The organism is Heyndrickxia sp. FSL W8-0496, assembly GCF_038007825.1.
GTDB classification, from domain to species: domain Bacteria; phylum Bacillota; class Bacilli; order Bacillales; family Bacillaceae_C; genus Heyndrickxia; species Heyndrickxia oleronia.
Window position 1 is genome coordinate 1,258,781 of sequence record NZ_JBBOXX010000001.1, and the last position, 23,377, is coordinate 1,282,157.

The following is a 23,377-nucleotide window of genomic DNA, read 5'->3' on the forward strand; positions in this document are numbered from 1 at the left end:
ATGCTTAATAAATAGTATAGGACTTATTTGTATTATTAAGATAAAGGGTTATTTAAACTTTGCCATTCGTTTTATATCATTGTTTTTTCCAATCACAATGATTATGTCATGTAGCTTTAATTGGTAATTTGGCTCTGGGGTGATTGCCATTTTCCCATTAGCATGTCGGATAGCAATGATGTTGACATTATATTTAGCACGGATGTCAAGGGCGATAAGTGATTGTCCTACTAATGCATCTGGTATCTTTACTTCTTCAATACTGTATTCCTCTGATAGTTCGATATAATCGATAATATTTGGAGTCATTAGTTTGTGAGCAATTCGTAATGCCATATCTCGATCTGGATAGACGACCTCAGTTGCCCCAACCTTTGATAAAACAATTCCATGATGCTTATTAAGAGCCTTTGCAACGATATGCTTAACACCTAGTTCATGTAAGATTACGACAGTTAATATACTTGCTTGCATATTATCGCCAATCGAGACAATAACCGTATCAAAATTTCGTATTCCAATGTTACGCATGCTTAACTCTTCCGTTGAATCTGCAATAATGGCATGGCTGACAATGTCTTGATGCTCATCAATTCGATCTTCATTAATATCGATGCCAAGAACTTCATTATTTGCTGAATAAAGTGCCTGTGCAATGGCTGATCCGAATCTTCCAAGTCCGATCACTGCGTATTGTTTTGGCATAAAATTTCCCACCTAATTAAAAATATATAGCTGTTTTTGTATAGTTTGTTGCATTTGTAAAAGCCCAACTGGCGACTTTTACACCTAATAAAGGATTCAAGCGATTCTTATGGAGACTGCAGCTTTTTTTTAGTGAAACAGCCGATAGCTATTTGTAAAAAATATCCAAAAAAATCAACCAATCATAAACCTTCCTTTTGGATAACGATAGAACTCTTTGTCTTGTTTATGGGTTAAAGCGATTGCAATCGTTAATGGCCCTAAACGGCCGATAAACATTGTTAAGGCTATAAGAATTTTGCCGAATATGGAGAGATCTGGAGTAAGACCCATTGAAAGTCCCACAGTTCCGAATGCAGATGTTGCTTCGAAAAGAATAACAAGAAAGTTGGTTTCAGCTTCAGTAATAGAAAGAATCATAGTAACAAGAATGACAACGATAAAACCAATTAACGAAACGGTAATGGCTTTATAAATCATCGTCGGAACTAATCGTTGCTGAAAGAATACAACATCTTGTTTCCCTTTTACTTGTGACCATGCTGCACCTAATAAGGTGACGAAGGTAGTGGTTTTAATTCCTCCACCTGTTGAGCCTGGAGACGCACCGATAAACATTAGTATGATGATTAGAAATATAGTGGAATCAGATAAATCTCCAATACTTAATGTATTTGCTCCCGCTGTACGAGCTGTTACCGATTGGAAAAGTGAGGCTAATACTTTTCCAGAAAAAGATAAGGGTCCTAGCGTTTTTTGATTATGAAATTCTAACCAAAAAATAAAGATCGTTCCTAAAATGATCAGAGAGAAAGTGGTACATAGCACAACTTTGCTATGTAAAGAAAACTTTTGAAAGGATTTGTGTTCAAGAAAATCATGAACAACGATAAATCCAATTCCGCCTAAAATGATTAAGGAGGAAATTACAAGGGTAACAACAGGGTCTTCAACATATCCGGTTAGGCTACGAAACTCACCAAATAGGTCAAAGCCGGCATTATTAAAATTAGAGATGGAATGGAATATCCCATAATAAATTGCCCGCGAAATAGGCATATCAAAGGAAAAACGAATAGATAATAGAATGGCCCCTAATCCCTCTGTTAATACAGTAAAAAGGAAGACTGTTTTTACTAACCGTACTACACCTTGCGGAGAGACAACATTAAATGCCTCTTGTAATAATAATCGCTCCTTAAGAGAAATTTTTCTCCCGATTAATAAAGCAAATAATGTCGCGAAGGTCATAAAACCAAGGCCACCAATTTGAATTAAGGATAGAATGACAATCTGTCCAAATAATGAAAAGGTAGTCCCTGTATCTACAACAACAAGTCCGGTTACACAAGTTGCAGACGTCGCAGTAAATAATGCATTTAACCAGCTAAGTCCACGATGATCCGTAGTTGAAACAGACAAGGAGAGTAGTAAAGTACCTATAAGAATGATAATGGCGAATCCAAGTATTAAAATCTTCGGGGGCGTTAGTTTTAAATTTCTATAGAGTTGATTAATCATGGTAAAATCCTTCCTTTGATCTCCATTTAGTTTAATTCAAGAAGAGGGCAATTATTCATTTGATAAAGTAATAACTAATTTGCTCTTGATTATCTACAACTTGGAGTGGTTAAGATTTGTTTGGTAGGTTCTAAGGCTAATTACCTTCATACAATATAATGAAGGCCATTAAAGGAGAGATGTACATGTATAACGTGTTGATGTTTGTAGATTCAGGGGTAGATGATTCCTTTGCCTTAATGTATGCATTGCAACATCCTGAAATAAATGTTGTAGGAGTTGTGAGTGGATACGGGAATATAACAAAGGAACAATCAATGACAAACACCGCATATTTATTACACTTGGCAGGAAGAGAGGATATCCCTATTATAGCTGGATCATCTGGTCCATTATCGGGAGAAATTGCTAAGTATTATCCTGAAATTCACGGTCAAGAAGGATTAGGACCGATTAATCCTCCAAAGGAATTTGGCGAAGTCACGATTTTTGACATTGATAAAATAATTGAAATTATTGATGCGTATCCTAATAAGCTTATTATTATTGGAATAGGGAGACAGACAGATGTTGCTTTACCCTTTATTATTTATGGAGATGATGCTTATCAGACGGTAAATGCATTTTATATCATGGGTGGTGCCTTTCTTGTTCCTGGCAATGTTACTGCTGAGGCAGAAGCTAATTTTTATTCTGACCCTATTGCTGCGTATCAAGTCATGGAAAAAGGAAGAAACATTTTTTTGCATCCATTAAACATCACAAATAAAGCAATTATCCCACCTGAAACGATTGATTATCTAGCACAAAATAGCCGATCAGCTTTTAAACCTATTATCAAACCTGCATACGATTATTATTTGAATGCGTATAAGAAGAATGTACCTGGTATACAGGCTGCACCGCTACATGATGTATTAACCATTAGTGCCCTGGTTAATCCGGCTCTTGTAAAATACTTACCTAGAAGAGTAACTATTGAACAATTTGGTGCAGCTAGAGGAAAGAGCATTGCTGACTTCCGACCAAAACCGGACCCGCAGCCGAAGGAAACCCTTGATTGGATTGGAATGGAAGTGGATATTCCAAAGTTTATTGAGAACTTTACTTCTGTTTTTATGGCATAGGTGAAAAAAACTACTACAGGTTGTATAGACAATTAGTAGTAGTTTTTTCATTCAATTCACTTGACAAGTAAGAGTTTTTTAATTATCTTTAATTCAAGATATTTGTAAACTAAATAATAAAATCATAGATATTATATAAAAAGGAGTGTGTATTATGCAATTAAAAGGAATTCATCATGTTTCCGCGATTACTGCAAATGCTCAGGAAAATCTTCATTTCTATACAAAAGTACTCGGTATGCGCTTAATTAAGAAAACGGTTAATCAAGATAATCCCTCTGTCTATCATTTATTTTATGGTGATGAAAAAGGGAGTGCTGGCACCGAATTAACATACTTTGAAATTCCACATGCTGCAAGAAACCACGATGGGAATAACAGTATTTCGGAGATATCCTTAAGGGTTAAAAATGATCGTGCAATAACGTTTTGGAAAAAGAGATTTGAAGAACTGAATGTAGAGCACGAGGAAATTACAGAAGTCTTTAATCGCCAAACCTTACGTTTTAAGGATTTTGAAGGGCAGCGAATGGCGCTTATCTCTGATGAAAAGAATACAGGAGTTGAAAGTGGCAAACCGTGGGAAAAAAGCCCAGTGCCGCAGGAGTTTGGCATCACTGGTTTAGGTCCGGTTAAATTAACGGTACCAGATGCAAAGCAAACGATAACCACTCTTACAGAGATTCTAGGATTTCATAAAAAAGGTCATTATCCATCACCTATTCCAGGTCAAAGTGATATTATCGTATACGAAACCGGCGAGGGTGGTACTGGAGCGGAAGTCCATATCGAGGAAAGAAATGATTTACCTCGGGAAAGATTAGGACGTGGCGGTGTCCACCATGTTGCCTTCCGTGTAGATAATGAGGATGAACTACATCATTGGATACAAAAAGTACAGAATGAACAAATGGTAAACTCTGGATTTGTTGATAGGTTCTACTTTAAATCTCTTTATTTTAGAGAACCTAATCGGATTCTTTTTGAGCTTGCAACAGACGGACCAGGATTTGCAACAGATGAAGACATCGAACATTTAGGGGAATCATTGGCATTACCGCCATTCTTAGAACCAAAACGAAATGAAATTGAGGCGGAATTAAAACCGCTTCAAACAAAACAATAAATTTTTTTCAAAAAAGGGGGGAGTCCCCCTTTTTTTAATATTGCATTTTCGGAAATCAAAGATCCGAATTTTCTTTGGAAAGTTATAAGGCCAACTTTCCTTTATGGGAAAATCAAAGTACGAATTTTCTTTGGAGAGTTCTAAGGCCAACTTTCCTTTATGGGAAAACAAAGATCCGAATTTCTTTACAAAGTTAGGGCTTAACCTTGCTATTATGTTTCAGAACGATAGGATTTCCCTTTTTCTTCACTTAGTCCAAAATAATGCCGGAAATTATAGATGAGTGGGCTCCAGCTTTTAGGATCTATATGATTCCCATCTCCTTTCATAATATTTTCATGAGCATGTACATGTATGGCTCGTGTCTCTACGATTGCAAAAAAGGGTGTTTCCTCTGGAATACGGAAATGTTTCATTTCTGCTTCAATTTGAATAGGGCATTCTGCAATTCTACTAGGTTGAACCGAAACAGATGGGATCGAAGTAAATTGTCCTGCTTGAAATTTATCTTTTTCAAATGTAAAACCCAGTTCCTTCTTTTCTGCTGGGACATCTTTTTTGCCAGTGTATGGTGCAAGTGCTTCGACATTTTTCCATAGTTCTGGATGAGGTATGTTGATCACACATTCAGAACATTTTTGTAAATTTTCAAATGCCTTCCCTTCGATTGAAATCCCAATGATCAGTGAGTCTCCTAATGCCCAAGAGGAGGATAGGGGACTAATATTTGTTGAACCATCCTCATTTAAGGTGTTCATTAAGATAACAGGTGTACCATAATATAAAATTTTAGGATGTATGATTCTTGATTTTGGCAATTGCTTGTTTATCATTATTCTTTTCTCTCCTTATTATCGACTCAAAGGTAATAGTAATATGAAAAAATTACAAATATCATCGAAATATGGATGTTTTTCTATTTACGAACTTTGTTGCGAAATAGTGATTGAAAAACTTCAATTAATGACCTGTTTTCTATATAATTTAAATAGAGGGAAAATTCTTGATGATAGGGGCGATAAACCTGAATATCACGAAACTACAACCAAGTCAATTTAGAGAGGCACTACAATTATCAGAGTATGCTTTTCAATTTCAAATTTCAGAAGAAGAAGCAGAGAAAAAAATAGAGTCATATATGGATCATGATATATACGGTATGTATGAGGATGAAATATTAGCAGCAAAAATACATATTCGTCCATTTCATATTTGGTTAAATGGTCAAAAAATAAGGATGGGTGGAATTGCAAATGTTGCCACTTATCCAGAGTACAGAAGAAATGGTTATATACGTGAACTTCTTACGCATTCCTTAGCTGAAATGAAAGAAAAGGGTCAACTTGTTTCATATCTCCATCCATTTTCTATTGGTTTTTATCGAAAATTTGGGTGGGAGACCTTCTCGAATTATATTAAAATTCATTTTTCCAAGGCAGATTTGATTAAACAAAATGAAGTTCCTGGATATATCAAGCGATTCACAAAGACAAATTATACTAGAGATGTAGAAAAGATCTATGATGAATATGCACAAGGGTTTATTGGTATGTTTGCTCGTGATGAAAATAGGTGGAAAGATACAATAATTAATGATAGGAATGTAGCGATTTACTATAATCTAGACCATGAGCCTCTTGGATATATTTTATATCAAGTAGCTAATTCAAAAATGGAAATTAGGGAATTCGTTACGACTCAACATGAGGCTAGAGTTGGACTTTGGAATTTCATTTGTCAACATGATTCGATGGTGACAGAGATAGAAATGAATACATATGAAACAGACCCGTTTTTATTTACTCTAGCTAATCCTGATATGAAAGTACATCGTTTAACCTATGGAATGGCAAGAATTATTGATGTACAAGAATTTTTAAACGTTTATCCTTTTCAACCAACCAATCATGAATCTGTCTCATTCCAAATCATCGACGAAAATGCTCCTTGGAATACAGGAACATATACGTTAAGCAATCAATCAACAATTTCCTATTCACCACATATAGAGCAACAAGAAATGAGTTGCAGTTGCTTAACCATTAATCATTTTACAGCTTTATTATTCCGTTATAAATCGGCGCAGGAGCTCATAGATATTGGAGCAATAAAAGGAAATAAAGAAGAAATTCTTAAATTAGAAGAGTTACTCCCAAAGGTAAAACCCAATCTAATGGATTTCTTTTAATTAGACGATAGAAAAAAAGCCTGCTAGAAAAACGAAGAGCGAGATATTCGTTCAATAGTTTAGCAGGCTTTTTTTTAGTTTTATAATATTTATTTGTTACTGTGGAAACGAGTTTACCTTCAAATTGGGCATCAATGGCATTAAATAGTTACCGAGACCACGAGTATTCCGCCCAAAGGGTCACTAATCGCCCTTAATGGTTACCGAGGAAAGGAGTATTCCACCCAAAGGGTCATCAATGGTACTCAAAGGTTACTGTGAACACGAGTTTTCCACCCAATGGGTCACTAAAGGCCCACAAAGGTTACCGGGAACACGAGTTTTCCACCCAATGGGTCACTAATGGCCCACAAAGGTTACCGAGGAAAGAAGTATTCCGCCCAAAGGGTCATCAATGGTACTCAATGGTTACCGAGAACACGAGTTTTCCACCCAATGGGTCACTAAAGGTCCACAATGGTTACCGAGACCACGAGTTTCCCCAAAAAAGGGTAACTAATCGCCCACAATAGTTACCGAAGAAAGGAGTATTCCGCCCAAAGGGTCATCAATGGTACTCAATGGTTACCGAGAACAAGAGTTTTCCACCCAATGGGTCACTAAAGGCCCACAATGGTTACCGAGGAAAGGAGTATTCCCCAAAATGGGTCACCAAAGGCCCTCAAAGGTTACCGAGACCACGAGTTTCCCCAAAAAATGGTCACTAATCGCCCACAATAGTTACCGAACTCTTCGTTTCCCCCTGGACCTGTTTTGTCTATCAGTAGCAGTCATTTTCTATGGACTTCAAATTTCCACTCCTATATGTTGATCATCACGGAAATGTCGCTGAGTTATTGTGCCATTACCTTTTCTGCTTGCCAATAAATTTCACTGTATACATCTGCTAGTGCTTCGGCAGATCGATATAATTCATCTAATGTATTGTCTACTCCACCAATTTCAAATAACATAGCTTGTGAGGCAAGATCTTGATTGTATTTTCCATTTCCTTCATCAAATCCTTTAGAAAAGATATGGAAGATAAGACCAGGATATTTTGCTTCCATTTTCTTTTTGAATTCAAGGGCGAAACTACGATTTTTTTCATAGTTTTGCACTTCCTTGCCAAGAACTAGAGAGATTCTCGCATAGGATTTTCCATTGATCGTTGTCGTAGTAAGTTCTCGTCCTTGGGAATCCCTGTGAATATCGATAATGTTTGTTATATCTGTATTTTTTGCTAAAGCTGAAGCGACAATCGTTCTTGATACATTATAGGCGGCATTCGTTTTTAATCCTTTAGCATTTAGCAGTTCAGCCATATTTGTTTTATCATGGAGTACACCTATACCTCGCTTCTCTAGTTCCTCAGCAAGCTTAGATCCCACAGCAATAACATTCACTTTTTCATTATTGCTTGAAACGGCCCCGTTTTTTAATAATGGCTTAAAGGATTCGTAACTGTGGGTGTGATAAATATAAACTACCTTTCTTCCATTGGTTGTTTGATCAGGTTTTTCTGTCTCTTCTGGTGTTTCCTCTGTAATGATTTTGTCTTCATTAATTTCATTTTCCTTTAACAATTCCTCAAGTGGGGGAGAAGATTCAACAGGCAAGTTTGTATAATCGGCTCCATTTCCGGCGTAAATAATTTCAGCATCATATGCGTAAAATCCAGGTAACTCTCTACCTAATAAACTTCGAATATCCCCTGGTTTTAAATTAGTAGCTGCTTTGAAAACGATGGTTGATACTTTTGGAGGTTTACTTTTCGCAGGTAAAACATCTGAAACCTGTGAAAACTCCATGCCCATTAAGTAAATAAAGTTTTCGGGTGCAAAGTTTTTGATGGATTGACTGACATAGGTGGAAGTGAATAATTTACTGCCGAAAGAGGTTAATAGGCTAGAAACAACTAGAATCCCAGTTACTAGTAGGAAAGGTATAAGGAACGATAATCTCAATTTCATCCATCCACCTCACATCTATTGATAAAAAATTAGCATAATCATATCCATAAATTTATATGTTTTTATCGAAATTAATAGAATAAAAAAAGAGAATTAGATAAGAAAAGAAAAAATAGATTATTTTTTCTTTATAAGGATGGTAAAATAAAAAAAGTTGAAGGAGGTAGAATAATTTGCATTTATGGGAATCTTTTGTAGCTTTTGTTCTTGGATTGGTAGAGGGGTTAACCGAATTTGCTCCAGTATCATCTACAGGACATATGATTATTGTCGATGATCTTCTTTTAAAATCAAAGGAATTATTCTCACAGGAAATAGCAAATACGTTTAAAGTAGTGATTCAATTAGGATCAATTTTAGCGGCTGTTGTAGTCTTTTGGGACAGGTTTTTAAACTTGTTAGGCTTAAAGAAAAATGTAACGGTAGAACAACAAAGGGGCCAACGCCTGAAATTATCTCAGGTCATTGTCGGTTTAATTCCTGCGGGAGTACTTGGATTTCTTTTTGATGATTACATAGATGAACATTTATTTTCCGTGAATACGGTAGTAATCGGATTATTTGCAGGGGCTATTTTAATGATTGTTGCTGACTTGGTTCGTCCACGTAAGCCAAAAGTAGAAACTGTTGATCAAATGACCTATACTCAAGCATTTATTATTGGTTTATTTCAATGTATTGCCTTATGGCCTGGTTTTTCGCGATCAGGTTCAACCATCTCTGGGGGGGTATTACTAGGACTTAACCATCGTGCTGCTTCCGACTTTACTTTTATTATGGCTGTTCCTATCATGGCAGGAGCTAGCTTTATATCATTGCTAAAAAATTGGGAATATATTACATCGGCTTCTATACCATTTTTTATTGTAGGCTTTATTAGTGCATTTATTTTCGCTTTATTAGCGATTCGTTTCTTCTTAAAGCTTATTAATAAAATAAAATTGATTCCATTTGCAATCTATCGAATCATTCTTGCCATTGTGATTTATTTCGTATTTTTATAAACGTACATTCAGAGCTCAAAATTATGTTGCTAATGTAAAAGCTTAATGTTCGCTTTTACTATCTAAACATTACCTAAATAGCAACTATATTTGAGAAAAGAGCCAAAAAATAAAAAACGTCCATCATTGGACGTTTTTTATCATGAAGTAAAGAATTTACGGGCTTTTTCAAAGTATTCCATGTCTTCGTCAAGCAATTCTTCTTCATGAAAAATAGCATCAACTGGACATACAGCTTGGCAAGCACCGCAATCGATGCAAATATCAGGATCAATATAAAATTGATCTTTTCCTTCAGCAATACAGTCGACTGGGCAAACTTCTACACATTCAGCTGCCTTTTCCCCTTGACAAGGGAATGTAATAACATAAGCCATGTTACATTAACCACCTTTTTTACCAATGGGGACTGTCTGAAAAGTACTTTTTAGAAACCCCTTGGTTCATTTCTTTATGTTATATTTTATCATATGAAAAGTTTGTTTTCGAATGAATCAATAAGAATTTTAGTTTATATTGATCATTTCTATTAATTGTTTAATGATTTTTGCATAAAGACGACTTGATTAGCGAGTCCATTGATTCGTTCGATAATCGTTTCATCAATGATTTCATTATTCTCATTAAAATGATCATTATGCACATAAACATAGTTAGGTGTAACGTAGGAACGGAAGAAACCAGCAATTGGTTTTAATTGATTTTCAATCACTAGAAAATGCTGATAGGTTCCACCTGTTGCAGCAAATCCGATGACTTTGCCATGAAAGGCAGAAACAGGCACTAGATCAAATAAATTTTTTAAAGCTCCAGTCATCGAAGCTTGATAAATGGGTGTGGCAATGATATACATATCAGCATCTTTCACGATATCTATCACTTTTTTTGTGTCTCCTGTGTATGATGCAGGATCACGGCCATCACAAAATTGAATATCATATTTACCTAGGTCTAAACATTCTGTTTCAATTTCAGGAAATTGCTCTTTCGCTGAATCGAGAATCTTTTCTACGACTAACCGTGTTCTAGTTCCTGAAATTGTTCCAGAGATTCCAAGTAGCTTCATGTTAATCTCCTCAATTATAAATAAAATTATGTAGTCACATTGCTTATAATAAAATATGCAATGTCATTCGTTTGTGTACACTTTTTATATATTTTTGTATAAAATGTTGTTATAATAAATATATCAGAATCTTTTATTTCGTACAACGAAAAAAATTGATTGGCATTGAGAGGTGAAAAAAGTTGAAAAAAACAGCTTCAACCAAAGATGAGATTTTACATTTGTTGAAAAGATATAAAAAGATGAGTGTTGTTGACTTAGAAACACATCTTGAAATTACAGGGATGGCAGTTAGACGACATTTAAATAACTTAGAGAATGAACGTATGATTCAGTCCGAAACAATTCGCAAAAATATGGGAAGACCTGTTCAATTGTATTCATTAACGAAAATTGGTGAAGGACATTTTCCAAAAAGTTATTCCAATATGACTGTTGAATTTTTGGAGGATATTGAAGCAATGAATGGGCCAGAAATGATCGATGTATTGTTTCAAAATCGGGAAACTCGAATGGAAGCAAAATATAAAGCGCGTATTGAACAAAACGATTTAAAGGATCGAGTGGCAGAATTAGCGAAAATTCAAAATGAAAATGGATATATGGTTGACTGGGAGGAAAAGGAAGACGGCGTATATGAATTAATTGAGTATAATTGTCCTATTTTTGAGGTTGCCAGAAAATATCCAAAAGCCTGTTCATGTGAGCAAAGCTTATTCCAAAAGGTCTTACAAACAGATGAAATTGAGCAAGTCTGCTGTATGTCAAAAGGCGGTGACCACTGTAAATACCTCATCAAGGTGGCGGACAATCATGAATAAATAGTTAATGCTCTTTTCTGCGTCCTATTCATTTTTTTCTAAAAAGTTGTGAAAAGAGCCTACTTAAAAAACTGAATAATTGTTGTGGACACCTCGACAGTGTTTGTCCTTCCATGTATGATTAGGAAAAAAGGGTTGGTTTTGGAAGGAGAAATTGTGGTGAAGAAGATTTTAGTCGTAGATGATGAGCCATCAATTGTAACGCTATTAAAATTCAACTTGGAACAAGCCGGTTTTTCTGTAATGACAGCTTCTGATGGGAAAGAAGGCTATGAAATGGCCTCTAATCAATCACCTGACATAATTGTCTTAGATCTCATGCTCCCTCAAATGGATGGGATGGAAATTTGTAAAAGGCTACGTCAAGATAAAATTAATACACCAATTTTAATGCTGACAGCTAAAGATGATGAATTTGATAAAATCTTAGGTCTGGAATTGGGAGCGGATGATTATTTAACAAAACCATTCAGTCCTAGAGAAGTTATTGCAAGAGTGAAAGCAATATTAAGACGGACCCAGGATGCTGGAGAAACAAGCTCGCAGGAAGATAAATCACTAACAATTGGAAACTTAGAGGTGTTCCCTGAACAATTTGAAGCCTATTTCAATAAAGAAAAACTAGAATTAACTCCTAAAGAATTTGAATTATTACATTATTTGTCGAGTCATCGCGGGAAGGTATTAAGTCGTGATCAACTTTTAGATTCTGTGTGGAATTATGATTATGCTGGGGATACTAGAATTGTTGATGTTCATATCAGTCATCTCCGTGAAAAAATAGAAGAGGATACGAAACAGCCACAATATATTAAAACGATTCGTGGGTTTGGTTATAAAATGGAAGGACCTAAAAATGAATAAGCTGTGGCTGAAAATTTCCCTTCGATTTTTTATCCTTTTATTTATCGTTCTTATTGCTATCGGTTTTTTTATTGCCGATATGATGAAAAATACATATATGGATATGACGCGAAATCAATTATTTCAAGATGCACATATTGTTTCTGAATTTATTAATACGAACTCTTTAAACGAAGATACGAACAGTTTACAAAAAAAGATTGAAAGTTTTTATGCAGAAAATCAACCGAGAATTACAGTCATTGATATCGATGGAAAGGTGCTTGCAGATTCAGAAGATAATCCTGAAAATATGGAGAATCATGCGAATCGTCCAGAGTTCAAGCAACTGATAAAAGGTCATAAAAAGAAGGCAGAGTCAATTCGCTATAGCCAGACCCTTGGCTATAATATGATGTATGTCGCTACTCCAATAAAAGATCAGCATCAGATTTTTGGGGTGATCAGAGTTGCTTTTACCTTACAAAATATCGATCATGCAATTCAAAAACTATGGGTAAGTCTTGGGATAGCACTAGGAATTACACTAATTTTGGCAACTTTTATTGCTATTCGCTTATCTAAAGGGATAACGAGACCTATTGAGGATATTATTCAAGTAGCTAGTCGTTTGACGGAAAAGGATTATAGTAGTAGGGTCCGTGCAAAAACAAAAGGCGAACTTGATCAATTAGCAATCGCGATCAATACTCTTGCAAAAAGTTTACAGCACCAAATGGAGGAAATTAGGGAGAATCAACAAAAACTAACAGGGGTTTTAGAAAATATGGTGAGTGGCGTCATGCTTATCCAACCAACAGGTCGAATTGCATTAGTCAATCCCGCAATGGAGAAAATTATTGGAACAAGTGCTGAACAATTGACAGGAAAGCTACATATTGAAGCAGGGAAAAGCTTTGGACTTAGTCAGTTAATTGACCGCTCATTGAAAGAAGTAACGAGTATCCATGATGAAGTACATATGTATTTCCCAACAGAAAGAATTCTTGATACACATATTGCTCCATATGTTGGAGTTAATGGTGATATTAAAGGGGTTATTACTGTGCTTCATGATATTACGGAAATTCGTAGACTTGAAAAAATAAGAAGTGAGTTTGTTGCCAATGTTTCGCATGAACTAAAAACTCCAATAACTTCTCTAAAAGGATTTTCTGAAACATTACTTGATGGTGCCATGCATGATCCTGAGGTAACGAAATCATTTTTAACAATTATTCACGATGAAAGTGAACGACTTCATCGTTTGATTACTGATATTCTACATCTATCTAAAATCGAGCAACATCAGATTCCGTTCCATCCTGAGCCATTAGATGTCATCAAGGTTATCTATGAAACGGTAGAAACGATGCAAGAGGAACTTAATAAAAAACAGCTAGCGATCACCCTTCCAGAAGAAGATTCGGTAATCATTGATGCAGAAAAAGATCGTCTCCGCCAAATCATTTTGAACTTAATTGCTAATGCAATTACCTACACACCTGAGAAAGGGTCAATTGAAATTAAATTGGATGATGAGGAAGAGAAAATTAAGATTCATGTAAAAGATTCAGGAATTGGGATAGCAAAAGAGGATTTACCACGTATATTTGAGCGTTTTTATCGTGTAGATAAAGCAAGATCTCGAAATTCGGGTGGGACAGGACTCGGACTAGCAATTGTTAAACATTTAGTAGAATCACATAATGGTGCGATTGAAGTAGATAGTGAAGAAGGGAAAGGTACAGAGTTTACTATTATTCTTCCCAAAAAACAAAATTAGAGGACTTTGAATGAAATCCGCGGAATATAAAAAATATCCGCGGATTTTTTAATTTATCCGCGAATATTACAAGATATCCGCGATATTTTCAATTTATCCGCAAAACATCTAGGAGGAGAGATGATGCAGGAATCAATTCTGTTTACCAAAACTAATCGACTCATTCTTCGCCCATTTAAAAAGGAAGACTATTCAAATTGGTATACACAGTTCGACCAAAGACTGCCGTCCCAATATAAATATGATGATGGTCGTCCGTCTAATATAGAAACCTCCACAGAAGCTTGGTTTACGAACTGGATAGAGGGTTTTGAAGAGATGGCTAGTAAAGATAAAACCTATATCCTTGGAGTTTTTCGCAAAGAAGATGGAGTTAATGTTGGAAAGGTAGAGATAACGACTATTATGAGAAGAGAATTTCAGTGGGCTATGATGGGCTACTCTATTCACAATCAATTTTGGAAAAACGGATATGCAATAGAAAGCGTATCTGCGGCAACGGATTTGTTTTTCTCTAAATTGAATTTTCATAGAATCGAACTGCATATCAACTTAGATAACCACCCATCTATCCGATTAGCTGAACGCACAGGATTCCTTTTTGAATGTGTGAGAAAAGAGTTTTCATATGAGGATCATCAATGGACCAACTTTTTAATCTATTATAAGAATCAACCGAGCACATCTGTTTAAGATGTGTTTTTTTTGATAAGAAGGCATAAAATTCGATACAGTTTCTAAAGTTAAGTATGTCTAGTTCCAACGCCTTTTTTATTCTTCACTAACTCTCTTTACAATATCTTAACATTTCATTAATACCCGCTTAATACCCTAGTATTATCTTAAACATGTAAGAACAATTACCTAAAAAACTAGGGGGCACTTTTGAATGAGAAAAAGAATCATAGCTTTATTTAGTATGTTACTAGTGTTTGCGATCGTCGCAGCAGGATGTGGTAGTGGAAGTGAAACAGATTCAAAAGCAAATGCTGAAGGTGGAAATAAAAAAGAAGAAACCACTAAAGGTTCTATTACCGCAGTTGGATCTAGTGCATTACAACCACTAGTTGATGAAGCTGCGAATCAGTTTATGAGCAAACATTCAGGTTCCACAATTAATGTACAAGGTGGAGGAAGTGGAACAGGACTCAGTCAAATTAGTGAAGGTGCAGTAGATATCGGTAACTCTGATATTTTTGCTGAAGAAAAAGATGGAATAGATGCAAGTAAATTAGTTGATCATAAAGTAGCAGTAGTTGGAATGGGACCTGTTGTGAATAAGGAAGCAGGTGTTGAAGATATTACAAAGCAACAGTTAATTGATATTTTTACAGGAAAAATCAAAAACTGGAAAGATGTTGGCGGCAAAGACCAAGAAATTGTGTTAATCAATCGTGCAGAGGGTTCAGGAACAAGAGCTGTATTTGAAGCAACTGCATTAGATGGTGCGACACCTGCACAAGCACAAGAACAAGACTCATCAGGTACAGTACAAAAAATTGTTAGTGAAACACCGGGAGCAATAAGCTATCTAGCATTCTCTTATTTCAATGATTCTATTACACCATTAAAAGTAGATGGAGTAGAACCTACAGCAACAAATGTAGAAACAAATGAATGGAAAATTTGGGCATATGAGCATATGTACACAAATGGCGATCCTACAGGGTTAACAAAAGAATTTTTAGATTTCATTTTAAGTGATGAAATTCAATCCTCCTTAATCACAGAACTTGGTTATATTCCTGTTACAGGGATGAAGGTAGAACGTAATGCTGAAGGAAAGATTACGAATAAATAAGGGATAAGTTTAAAAAACTGGGGCGTTTAATAAGGGATGAAATTCTCTAGACTCCCCAGTTTCATTCATTCATTTGATTGAGGGGAAAAGATTAAAGTTTTAAATATCAAGCTCCAGCGTATAGACTTTTGAGGTTTTTCTCGAATTATTTGCTCGTGGGGGCTGAGCAAAGCGCTTGAGCTTTTCTTATTGAAAGGGGAAAGTATCTTGGAATTAAAGGATATAAAAATGACGGAAAAGCAATGGAATTCATCAACTAAGATATGGACAGAGCAGCGTGGCCGAATGATAACATTAACTTCTGTTTCAATTATGATTATCATTGCGGTTTCCATTTTATATTTCGTCGCTTCAAAGGGCTTTAGTACATTTACAGTTAATAAAGCAAGTATTATTGATTTTTTTACAGGAATACAATGGAAGCCTAGTACTTTAGATGATTTAGGAAGACCAATCGTTGGTGCATTACCTCTTATTTTTGGTTCCTTTGCTGTGACATTGCTAGCAGCGATCATTTGTGCACCGCTTGCCATTGGTGCCGCAGTTTTCATGACGGAAATCTCTCCAAAATTCGGTAAAAAAATTTTACAGCCGGTCATTGAACTACTTGTCGGAATTCCATCAGTTGTGTATGGATTTGTTGGATTAAGTGTGGTGGTACCTTTTCTCCGTGAAAATATTGGCGGGAGTGGATTTGGAATTGCAGCAGGAACAATCGTGTTAACGATTATGATTTTACCAACGATAACGAGTCTTTCCGTTGATGCAATTGAGGCAGTTCCTATGCAAATTAGGGAGGCATCATTAGCATTAGGCGCGACAAGATGGCAAACGATTTATCGTGTAATTCTAAAAACTTCCTTACCTGGTTTATTGACAGCTATCGTCTTCGGAATGGCTCGTGCATTTGGTGAAGCATTAGCTGTTCAAATGGTCATTGGAAATTCTACCGTTATACCTAGTTCATTAGTTGAGCCCGCTTCGACCTTAACAAGTATTTTAACGATGGGCATGGGCTATACAGTAATGGGAAAAGCAGAAAACAATGCACTATGGTCATTAGCCTTAGTCCTCTTACTAATGTCACTCATCTTTATTATCATTATTCGCATCTTAGGTCGTAGGAGGGTTTATTAATGAATGCAAAACGAGCAGATCGACTAGCTACCATTATTTTTTATGCAATTGCTGGATTTATCATCTTACTTCTAGCAGGATTATTTGGTTATATTCTTGTCAATGGTGTTAGTCATATTAGCTGGAAATTTATTACCTCACCTCCACAATCATTTCGTGCAGGAGGAGGAATTGGACCACAATTATTTAATTCCTTTTACTTGTTAGTTCTAACAATGATTATCAGTGTTCCATTAGCATTGGGTGCTGGGATCTATATGTCAGAATATGCAAAGAAAAATATATTTACCGATATTCTGCGAACGGTTATCGAGGTTTTATCTTCTCTTCCTTCTATCGTTGTAGGGTTGTTTGGATTCTTATTTTTCGTTATCTATATGGGATGGGGATTCTCGATCTTAACGGGTGCCCTAGTATTAACCATTTTCAATTTACCATTAATGGTTCGCGTCGTAGAAACCTCCTTGCAGGGAGTTCCAGACGCACAAAGGGAAGCAGGATTAGCATTAGGAATATCGAAATGGGAAACGATCAAAAAAATTCTTCTTCCAGCTGCTATTCCAGGCATTGTTACAGGAATTATTCTTGCTTCTGGAAGGGTGTTCGGTGAGGCAGCTGCACTTATTTATACAGCGGGGATGAGTACGCCAATTCTCGACTTTTCAAATTGGAATCCATTCAGTCCAACATCACCGCTTAATCCTATGAGACCGGCTGAAACCCTAGCTGTGCATATATGGAAAATTAATTCTGAAGGACTTATGCCTGATGTAAAAGAAGTTTCAAGCGGTACTTCAGCCTTATTGGTTTTATTGATATTAGTTTTTAATATAAGTGCACGCTGGATCGGCAAATTCATTTATAAACGAATGACTGCCTCTTAATCGAAGGAGTGATGAGAATGGAAGCGACAATGGAAAGAAAGCAGAATAAGACGGCGATTGCTGTGAGTAGTCATAAATTGAAGACAAAAAAGGTAACAGCACTTGAAACAAAAGATTTACATGTATACTACGGTAATCATTTAGCCTTAAAGAATATATCTATGCCAATTTATAAAAATCAAGTGACTGCATTTATAGGACCATCTGGTTGTGGGAAATCTACGTATTTGCGAAGCTTAAATCGAATGAATGATGAAATTGAGGGTTGTCGTGTAGAAGGAAAGATCATCTATAAAGATTTTGATATCAATCAATCCAATGTGAATGTATTTGAGATTAGAAAAAACATTGGAATGGTGTTTCAACGTCCCAATCCGTTTGCCAAGTCTATCTTTGATAATGTGGCGTTTGGACCGAAACAACATGGAGAGAAAAACAAAAAAGTATTGCAGGAAATTGTTGAAAAAAGCTTACGAAAAGCAGCCCTTTGGGATGAAGTGAAGGATCGCTTAAATAAATCAGCATTAGCTTTATCTGGTGGACAGCAGCAAAGACTTTGTATTGCACGTGCAATAGCTATGGAACCTGATGTCCTATTGCTTGACGAACCTGCTTCAGCTTTAGATCCTATCTCGACTAGTAAAATTGAAGAGCTCATCATTGATTTGAAAAAAGATTTTACCGTTGTCATTGTGACCCATAATATGCAACAAGCGGCGAGAATCTCTGATCAAACAGCATTCTTCTATATGGGGGATTTGGTTGAATACAACGAGACGAAACAAATCTTTACGAATCCTCAAGAGAAGCAAACAGAAGATTATGTGACTGGAAATTTCGGATGAGTTGGGGATTCGTGCGTAAAAAAGATGAGTCTTGAATCAAACTAAATTGTAAAGCAGGTGAATGAAAGCATGGCAATTTCAATCGAGCAACTAGAAGCAACAAGTACAATCATTCGGAGTCATTCATTAAATGTATATTATGATCAGTTTCAAGCACTAAAAGATATTACCATTGATATGAAAAAGAATACTGTGACGGCATTAATTGGTCCTTCGGGATGCGGAAAATCTACTTTTTTACGGACATTAAACCGAATGAATGATTTAGTTCCAAAATTTCGTGTAGAAGGTCAACTTTCATATAACAATCAAGACATATACAGTCCTACTATGGATGTGGTGGAACTTCGTAAACAAGTAGGGATGGTGTTTCAACGACCCAATCCTTTTCCGATGTCAATTTATGATAATGTAGCATACGGCCTTCGAATACATGGAATAAAGAAAAAAGGAATACAGGATGAAATCGTTGAAAAAAGCTTACGACAGGCTGCCTTATGGGATGAAGTAAAGGATCGATTACACAAATCCGCTATGGGGTTATCCGGTGGACAGCAGCAAAGACTTGTAATTGCTCGTGTTCTTGCTATACAACCAGATGTGATCTTAATGGATGAACCAGCATCTGCACTTGATCCTATATCTACATCCAAAATTGAACAATTAATTATTGAATTAAAGCAGCAATATACAATTATCATTGTGACTCATAGTATGCAACAGGCAGCGCGTGTTTCTGATGATACGGCCTTTTTCTTAAACGGTGAGATTATCGAATTTGATCAAACACATTCGATTTTCACTAATCCAAAAAAGAAAGAAACAGAGGATTATATATCAGGGAGATTTGGTTAATAAATCACGGAATAAAGGGGGCAGCAGTGTGGTTAGACGTGTGTTTGAAGATCGCTTAACAGAACTCCATGAGACATTAATGGCAATGGGATTACTTGTGGAAGAGGCTATCTACAAAAGTGTAAAATCTTTAGTTGATAAAAATGTAGAATTGGCCTTAGAGGTTGTTCTTGACGATAAGCAAATCAATGAATATGAAATTGAAATTGAAACGAAATGTTTTGAATTAATTGCACTACAACAACCAGTTGGAACGGATTTAAGACGAATTGCTACTATGTTAAAAGTAGCAACGGATTTAGAACGAATGGCTGATCATGCAGTTAGTATTGCCAAAGCCACAATTCGGTTAAAAAACGAAACGTATCTCAAACCATTAATAGATATCCCGAAAATGGCAGAGTTAGTCAAAGAAATTGTTCGTGAAAGCTTAGACGCCTATATCGCTTTGGATCGGGAGGCGGCCATTGAAGTATCCAAAAAGGATGATCAAATTGATAAATATTTTTCAATGATCTTTTTGGAATTGGTGGAAATTATGCAACAAGACAAGGAAAGAATTCATCAAGCCATTCATTTTCTTTTAGTAGCACAACATTTGGAAAGAATCGGTGATTATGTAACAAATGTTTGTGAGTGGATTGTTTATTTAAAAACCGGCCAGCTAGTTGATTTGAATAAATAAGGTACGGACAGACGATGAATCGTCTGTTTTTTTGTTGTAGTTTCTTGTTGGGTAGCTTAGTTCAGCTTTGAATGATCTGGAAGGTTTTTTGCTAGAGGGACAGGTTTAGGAGATCTAAAGAGGAAAATGTCCTTCATAAACTTCAAGGACAAAATAGAATAAAACAAGCAACCCAATTGTCCTTTAGGAACGTGATGAAGGACAAATTCATACTCTAAAATAGAATTTACTCATAAAAAACGCATATTCATTCTAATGATAAAATCACCCTTGATTCGAAAATAAATATTTAGTAAAATTAAAAATATAATATATGAACATATGCGCATATAAGACATATAATAGGAGTGATAGCATGGAGAAAGATAATCAAATTTCGTTCGAACAAGATCATGATGAGCTTGATGAGGAGACATTATTTATTGTTTCACAAACCTTTAAGGCATTGTCAGAGCCGACGCGTATAAGAATTCTACATTTACTTTCAGACAAGGAGCATTCAGTGAATGAAATTGCGGAAAAGCTCTCCTTGCTACAAACCACTGTATCACATCAACTACGATTTTTAAAAAACTTAAGGTTAGTGAAATATAGAAGAGAAGGAACGACATTGTACTATTCCCATGATGATAACCATGTGATGGACATTCTTAAACAGACTATAAGCCACGCAAGACATCATTAATGGGAAAGGGAGAAGTATTCCGATAGGGTATAAGAAAGTCAGGTCCGATTAATACTCAAATAGTAGTGATTTATAAGCCTAGCTGCCGAATTAGACAAATTACAAACCATGATGGCAAATGGTAAAGGTAGGGGGAATAATAATGGCAGAATATAAATTACAAGGCCTTTCCTGTGCCAATTGTGCGAGGGAAATGGAGGAAGAGATACAGAAGCTTGAGCATGGAGAGGATGCAAGGGTTTTATATAATACAAGCAAGCTTATTGTTAATGATGAAATATCACTAACACAAGTTGAAAGGATCCTTGCAACTGATGGAGCAGCAATTCAAAAGGATGATCATGATGGCCATGATCATGCCCACTCACACTCCCATGCCCATTCTAATCGTTTATTAAAACTATTTATTATCATTTCAGCTGTTCTCTACTTTGTGGCTATGTTTGTAGGTAAAGCAAGTGAGGGGGCAGCGATTGCACTATTTATTATTGCTGCGGCAATTAGTGGGTACCAAACATTTATTCAAGGGATAAAGAACTTATTCAGATTAAAATTTAATATTGATACATTAATGACGATAGCATTAATAGGCGCTTTCAGTATCGGGGAATGGAAAGAAGGAACCCTCGTTGCGATATTATTCGGTATCAATGAATTCCTCGAAGGATTGGGAATGGAAAAGGCAAGAAATTCTATGGCATCCTTGCTTAAAGTGGCACCTAAAGAAGCTCTTCTAATCGAGGAGGGAAGAGAAAGAATTGTCTCTATTGAATCATTGAGGGCAGGTGATACTGTATTAGTAAAGCCAGGAGAAAAGATTCCATCAGATGGTGTTGTCCTTGAAGGGAAAAGCTCCGTCAATGAAGCGGCAATTACGGGTGAATCTCTACCGGTTGAAAAATCGATAAACCAAGCAGTATATGGTGGAAGTATTAATAATGAAGGAATTCTTAAAATTAGTATTACAAAGTCTTATGAAGATTCCTCATTAGCGAAAATTTTACACTTAGTGGAAGAGGCACAAGAAACAAAGACTCCAACTGAGCAGTTTATCAATCATTTCGCTAAATATTACACACCTATCATTATATTAATTGCGATTATAGTTATGGTAATCCCACCTCTATTTGCAGGAGGAGATTGGGGGAAATGGTTTTATCAAGGATTAGCCGTGTTAATTGTTGGATGTCCTTGTGCACTAGTTTTATCCTCACCTATTGCAATTGTCTCGGGAATTACGCGCAATGCAAGAAATGGGATTCTTATTAAAGGTGGAGTGTTCCTTGAACAATTGGGAAAGATTAATACTATTGCCTTTGATAAGACAGGTACATTAACAAAAGGGCAACCAATAGTTGAAGCAATAAAGCAATATGATGAAAAATTTTTATCAGTTGCTGGCTCAGTAGAAAATGCTTCATCACATCCTTTAGCAAAAGCGGTCATGAAAAAGGTTGAGGAAGTTTCGGCTTCTATTTATGAGGTATCTGATGTAAATACATTATCAGGCCAGGGAATCGTTGCTAATGTAAATGGGAGTATTTATTTTGTCGGTAATGAAAAAGGAATACCGCAATCTGCGCTTACCGAACAAATAAAGAAAGAAATTTCTGAGATGAAAAATCACGGCTATACATTAGTGGCGGTTGCAAATGAAGAAAAAGTTCTTGGAATAATGGGAATTTCGGATGAAATACGTGGGGAAAGTAAAGTAATTATAGATGAACTCCAGCAATTAGGAATTAAACATACGGTTATGTTAACAGGTGATCATGAAAAAACGGCAGAAAAAGTGGCTAAACAAATTGGATTAACGAATTACTTTGCTGGACTTTTGCCAGATGAAAAAGTAGCTAAAGTTAAAGAGCTCACTCAAAGTGGAAAAGTGGCTATGGTAGGGGATGGAATTAATGATGCTCCAGCACTTGCTACAGCAGATTTAGGAATTGCGATGGGGAAAGGAACGGATAGTGCAATCGAAACAGCAGATATCGTACTAATGCAAGACCATTTAGGTAAGCTTCCTTCTGCAATTAGAATTTCTAAGCGAGTTAATCGCATCATTAAATTAAATATATCATTGGCCCTTGGATTAAAATTAATTGCCTTATTGTTAACTATTCCAGGATGGTTAACCTTATGGATTGCCATTCTTTCTGATATGGGAGCAACTGTTTTAGTGACACTAATCAGTTTGACAGTTTTGATTCAACAGAAACATCATGCATAAGTTTTAGAAAAATCGCCTTAATTCGACATTGAACTGAACCCCGAATAGTAGACACTTAAAAAAAAGTGCCCTATTCGGGGTTTTTTCTATGGGAAAAGCCCGTTATACTTAACATA

The 23,377-nt window shown here is 36.0% G+C and carries 22 protein-coding genes; 16 read left to right on the plus strand and 6 right to left on the minus strand.

Annotated features, from left to right (window positions below; genetic code table 11):
- Nucleotides 1-48: 48 nt before the first annotated feature.
- Both NST63_RS06255 and NST63_RS06260 read right to left on the minus strand, forming a co-directional pair.
- Nucleotides 49-705, minus strand: a complete 657-nt coding sequence (locus tag NST63_RS06255; protein WP_212944615.1) for a potassium channel family protein — start codon at nucleotides 703-705, stop codon at nucleotides 49-51.
- Nucleotides 706-879: 174 nt separating this feature from the next.
- Nucleotides 880-2,226: a TrkH family potassium uptake protein gene (locus tag NST63_RS06260; protein ID WP_212944614.1), complete on the minus strand. Its 1,347-nt coding sequence runs from the start codon at nucleotides 2,224-2,226 to the stop codon at nucleotides 880-882.
- 185 nt (nucleotides 2,227-2,411) lie between these two features.
- Here NST63_RS06260 and NST63_RS06265 point away from each other — a divergent pair, with 185 nt between their 5' ends.
- Both NST63_RS06265 and NST63_RS06270 read left to right on the plus strand, forming a co-directional pair.
- Nucleotides 2,412-3,353 carry a nucleoside hydrolase gene (locus tag NST63_RS06265; RefSeq protein WP_212944613.1) on the plus strand — a complete coding sequence of 314 codons (942 nt, stop codon included), beginning with the start codon at nucleotides 2,412-2,414 and terminating at the stop codon, nucleotides 3,351-3,353.
- A gap of 154 nt (nucleotides 3,354-3,507) precedes the next feature.
- Nucleotides 3,508-4,479: a ring-cleaving dioxygenase gene (locus tag NST63_RS06270; RefSeq protein WP_341041603.1), complete on the plus strand. Its 972-nt coding sequence runs from the start codon at nucleotides 3,508-3,510 to the stop codon at nucleotides 4,477-4,479.
- Between the two features lie 212 nt (nucleotides 4,480-4,691).
- Here NST63_RS06270 and NST63_RS06275 read toward each other — a convergent pair whose 3' ends face one another.
- Nucleotides 4,692-5,312 (minus strand): flavin reductase family protein, encoded by a 621-nt coding sequence (locus tag NST63_RS06275; RefSeq protein WP_212944612.1) that lies wholly within the window; start codon nucleotides 5,310-5,312, stop codon nucleotides 4,692-4,694.
- 173 nt (nucleotides 5,313-5,485) lie between these two features.
- Between NST63_RS06275 and NST63_RS06280 the strand changes: the two genes are divergently transcribed.
- Entirely contained in the window at nucleotides 5,486-6,667 is a 1,182-nt protein-coding gene (locus NST63_RS06280) for a GNAT family N-acetyltransferase (RefSeq protein WP_242598243.1), read from the plus strand.
- Nucleotides 6,668-7,500: 833 nt separating this feature from the next.
- On the opposite strand, the gene spoIIP is transcribed toward NST63_RS06280, so the two are convergent.
- On the minus strand, nucleotides 7,501-8,619 hold the full coding sequence (gene spoIIP / locus NST63_RS06285) for a stage II sporulation protein P (protein ID WP_212944610.1): 1,119 nt from the start codon (nucleotides 8,617-8,619) through the stop codon (nucleotides 7,501-7,503).
- A 173-nt stretch (nucleotides 8,620-8,792) separates the two neighbouring features.
- On the opposite strand from spoIIP, the gene NST63_RS06290 reads away from it, so the two are divergent.
- On the plus strand, nucleotides 8,793-9,623 hold the full coding sequence (locus NST63_RS06290) for an undecaprenyl-diphosphate phosphatase (RefSeq protein ID WP_058002913.1): 831 nt from the start codon (nucleotides 8,793-8,795) through the stop codon (nucleotides 9,621-9,623).
- 140 nt (nucleotides 9,624-9,763) lie between these two features.
- Here NST63_RS06290 and NST63_RS06295 read toward each other — a convergent pair whose 3' ends face one another.
- On the minus strand, nucleotides 9,764-10,000 hold the full coding sequence (locus NST63_RS06295; RefSeq protein ID WP_058002912.1) for an indolepyruvate ferredoxin oxidoreductase subunit alpha: 237 nt from the start codon (nucleotides 9,998-10,000) through the stop codon (nucleotides 9,764-9,766).
- 152 nt (nucleotides 10,001-10,152) lie between these two features.
- Nucleotides 10,153-10,689, minus strand: coding sequence for an NADPH-dependent FMN reductase (locus NST63_RS06300; protein ID WP_212944608.1), 537 nt, complete (start codon nucleotides 10,687-10,689; stop codon nucleotides 10,153-10,155).
- A 182-nt stretch (nucleotides 10,690-10,871) separates the two neighbouring features.
- Here NST63_RS06300 and NST63_RS06305 point away from each other — a divergent pair, with 182 nt between their 5' ends.
- The 12 genes from NST63_RS06305 (at nucleotide 10,872) to NST63_RS06360 (ending at nucleotide 23,261) form a co-directional block, all read left to right on the plus strand.
- Nucleotides 10,872-11,510, plus strand: a complete 639-nt coding sequence (locus NST63_RS06305; RefSeq protein ID WP_341041607.1) for a helix-turn-helix transcriptional regulator — start codon at nucleotides 10,872-10,874, stop codon at nucleotides 11,508-11,510.
- 156 nt (nucleotides 11,511-11,666) lie between these two features.
- The gene (locus NST63_RS06310) at nucleotides 11,667-12,374 is read left to right on the plus strand and encodes a response regulator transcription factor (protein WP_212944607.1); all 708 of its coding nucleotides are present in this window, start codon (nucleotides 11,667-11,669) and stop codon (nucleotides 12,372-12,374) included.
- Nucleotides 12,367-14,139, plus strand: a complete 1,773-nt coding sequence (gene pnpS, locus NST63_RS06315) for a two-component system histidine kinase PnpS (RefSeq protein ID WP_212944606.1) — start codon at nucleotides 12,367-12,369, stop codon at nucleotides 14,137-14,139. The genes NST63_RS06310 and pnpS overlap by 8 nt, the downstream gene beginning before the upstream one ends.
- Before the next feature lie 123 nt (nucleotides 14,140-14,262).
- Complete coding sequence (locus NST63_RS06320; protein ID WP_341041609.1) at nucleotides 14,263-14,832, plus strand: GNAT family N-acetyltransferase; 570 nt, start codon at nucleotides 14,263-14,265, stop codon at nucleotides 14,830-14,832.
- 196 nt (nucleotides 14,833-15,028) lie between these two features.
- Nucleotides 15,029-15,940, plus strand: coding sequence for a phosphate ABC transporter substrate-binding protein PstS family protein (locus tag NST63_RS06325; RefSeq protein WP_341041611.1), 912 nt, complete (start codon nucleotides 15,029-15,031; stop codon nucleotides 15,938-15,940).
- Nucleotides 15,941-16,129: 189 nt separating this feature from the next.
- The gene (pstC, locus tag NST63_RS06330; RefSeq protein WP_242598214.1) at nucleotides 16,130-17,077 is read left to right on the plus strand and encodes a phosphate ABC transporter permease subunit PstC; all 948 of its coding nucleotides are present in this window, start codon (nucleotides 16,130-16,132) and stop codon (nucleotides 17,075-17,077) included.
- The gene (gene pstA / locus NST63_RS06335; protein WP_212944603.1) at nucleotides 17,077-17,961 is read left to right on the plus strand and encodes a phosphate ABC transporter permease PstA; all 885 of its coding nucleotides are present in this window, start codon (nucleotides 17,077-17,079) and stop codon (nucleotides 17,959-17,961) included. The genes pstC and pstA overlap by 1 nt, the downstream gene beginning before the upstream one ends.
- 17 nt (nucleotides 17,962-17,978) lie before the next feature.
- Entirely contained in the window at nucleotides 17,979-18,806 is an 828-nt protein-coding gene (pstB, locus tag NST63_RS06340) for a phosphate ABC transporter ATP-binding protein PstB (protein WP_341041614.1), read from the plus strand.
- A 69-nt stretch (nucleotides 18,807-18,875) separates the two neighbouring features.
- On the plus strand, nucleotides 18,876-19,661 hold the full coding sequence (pstB, locus tag NST63_RS06345) for a phosphate ABC transporter ATP-binding protein PstB (RefSeq protein WP_071977045.1): 786 nt from the start codon (nucleotides 18,876-18,878) through the stop codon (nucleotides 19,659-19,661).
- Nucleotides 19,662-19,689: 28 nt separating this feature from the next.
- Nucleotides 19,690-20,346, plus strand: a complete 657-nt coding sequence (phoU, locus tag NST63_RS06350) for a phosphate signaling complex protein PhoU (RefSeq protein ID WP_212944600.1) — start codon at nucleotides 19,690-19,692, stop codon at nucleotides 20,344-20,346.
- 355 nt (nucleotides 20,347-20,701) lie between these two features.
- Complete coding sequence (locus NST63_RS06355; RefSeq protein WP_212944599.1) at nucleotides 20,702-21,031, plus strand: ArsR/SmtB family transcription factor; 330 nt, start codon at nucleotides 20,702-20,704, stop codon at nucleotides 21,029-21,031.
- A 142-nt stretch (nucleotides 21,032-21,173) separates the two neighbouring features.
- Entirely contained in the window at nucleotides 21,174-23,261 is a 2,088-nt protein-coding gene (locus tag NST63_RS06360; RefSeq protein ID WP_212944598.1) for a heavy metal translocating P-type ATPase, read from the plus strand.
- Nucleotides 23,262-23,377 lie beyond the last annotated feature (116 nt).